This is a genomic window from Aeromonas sp. PrichA-15 (genome assembly GCF_017939245.1).
Taxonomy (GTDB): domain Bacteria; phylum Pseudomonadota; class Gammaproteobacteria; order Enterobacterales; family Aeromonadaceae; genus Aeromonas; species Aeromonas caviae.
This window is the reverse complement of record NZ_JAGKRH010000310.1, coordinates 1-293: the sequence shown is the minus strand read 5'-3', so window position 1 is coordinate 293 and position 293 is coordinate 1. Positions and strand designations below refer to the sequence as shown.

The 293-nt window shown below is 58.4% G+C and carries 1 pseudogene; it reads right to left on the bottom strand.

Annotation, left to right across the window (positions count from 1 at the left end):
• A pseudogene (locus J9889_RS21980) lies at positions 1-293 on the bottom strand (transposase domain-containing protein); the annotation flags it as partial.

Genomic DNA, 293 nt, shown 5'->3' with positions numbered 1-293 from the left:
TTGGCAATGACATGCGAGCGGACATTCATGAGCGTGACCAACCGCAGCATCGGGTAGGGTGTCTGCCGGTTGGTTGAGGTGTTACCCGAGCCGAAATGTGCTCTGAGTTCAGGCATATCCTGGGTTCGGAACAGGGCCCCATCGATTGCAAAGACCTGTAAACCGTGCCAATGGTCTTCAGGATAACGTTCCCGCCCCCACACATCGGCGCACTGTTTGAACAGCCACTCGAGCGGCTGTTTGCCGAGTCGCTGACGGGCCTGAGACAGGGCACTGTCCGCGAGCAAGGCATC